The organism is Mesorhizobium sp. M8A.F.Ca.ET.021.01.1.1 (genome assembly GCF_003998025.1).
GTDB lineage: Bacteria > Pseudomonadota > Alphaproteobacteria > Rhizobiales > Rhizobiaceae > Mesorhizobium.
This window is the reverse complement of sequence record NZ_RZSJ01000936.1, coordinates 1-1,326: the sequence shown is the minus strand read 5'-3', so window position 1 is coordinate 1,326 and position 1,326 is coordinate 1. Positions and strand designations below refer to the sequence as shown.

Genomic DNA, 1,326 nt, shown 5'->3' with positions numbered 1-1,326 from the left:
ACCAGGTGCCGTTCGCCTCGCGCGAAATGCCGATGCCCTACGGTTGGGGCACCGGCGGCGTCCAGGTCACCGCCTCGATCATCGGCCCCGACGACGTGCTGAAGGTCATCGACCAGGGCGCCGACGACACCACCAATGCTGTGTCGATCCGCGCCTTCTTCAAGAAGGTCGCCAATGTCACTGTCACCACCGATACCGCCACCGCCAGCATCATCCAGACCCGCCACCGCATCCCCGAGCATCCGCTGACCGCCGGCCAGGTGCTGGTCTACCAGGTACCCATTCCCGAGCCGCTGCGCTTCCTCGAGCCGCGCGAGACCGAAACGCGCAAGATGCATGCGCTGGAGGAGTATGGCCTCATGCATGTGAAGCTCTATGAGGACATCGCCAAGCACGGCCGCATCGCCACCACCTATGCCTATCCGGTCAAGGTCGAGGGCCGTTATGTCATGGACCCCTCGCCGACGCCGAAGTTCGACAATCCCAAAATGCACCGCTCGCCGGCCTTGCAGCTGTTCGGCGCCGGCCGCGAAAAGCGCATCTACGCGGTGCCTCCCTTCACCGATGTGGTGAGCCTCGACTTCGAGGACCATCCGTTTGAGGTGCAGACTTTCGACCAGCCCTGTGCGCTCTGTGCGGCCGAAAACGTCTATCTCGACGAGGTCATCCTCGACGACCATGGCGGCCACATGTTCGTCTGCTCCGACACCGACCACTGCGAGAAGAGGCGCGAAGAGGGCCATCGCGGCCACCTTGCCCCCGAGACCCATCTGGCGCCAGCAAACATGGAGCCGGCCCAATGACCGACGAACCGCTGTTGCGCGTCTCGGCGCTCTCCAAATTCTACGGCTCGCGCGTTGGCTGCGACAACGTCTCCTTCGACCTGTGGCCCAGCGAAGTCCTGGCTGTCGTCGGCGAGTCCGGTTCCGGCAAGACCACGCTGCTCAACTGCCTGTCGACGCGGCTGCTGCCTTCCTCCGGCACCGCCAGCTACCGCATGCGTGACGGCCAGTTCCGCGAACTCTACCGCATGAGCGAGGCCGAGCGCCGCTTCCTGATGCGCACCGACTGGGGCTTTGTCCATCAGAACCCCGCCGATGGCCTGCGCATGACGGTTTCGGCCGGCGCCAATGTCGGCGAGCGTCTGATGGCGGTCGGAGACCGCCATTACGGCAAGATCCGCGCCACTGCGGTCGACTGGCTGTCGCGCGTCGAGATCGAGGAAGACCGCATCGACGACGAACCCCGCGCCTTTTCCGGCGGCATGCGCCAGCGCCTGCAGATCGCCCGCAATCTCGTCACCGGGCCACGGCTGGTGTTCATGGA

At 65.2% G+C, this 1,326-nt stretch carries 2 protein-coding genes; both read left to right on the top strand.

Going from position 1 to position 1,326, the window contains the following annotated elements:
* On the top strand, window positions 1-803 hold an 803-nt coding region (locus tag EOA36_RS35610; RefSeq protein ID WP_127281250.1), incomplete at its 5' end, for an alpha-D-ribose 1-methylphosphonate 5-phosphate C-P-lyase PhnJ.
* Window positions 800-1,326: ATP-binding cassette domain-containing protein (locus EOA36_RS35605; RefSeq protein ID WP_127281249.1), on the top strand; the 527-nt coding region annotated here is incomplete at its 3' end. The genes EOA36_RS35610 and EOA36_RS35605, both read left to right, overlap by 4 nt.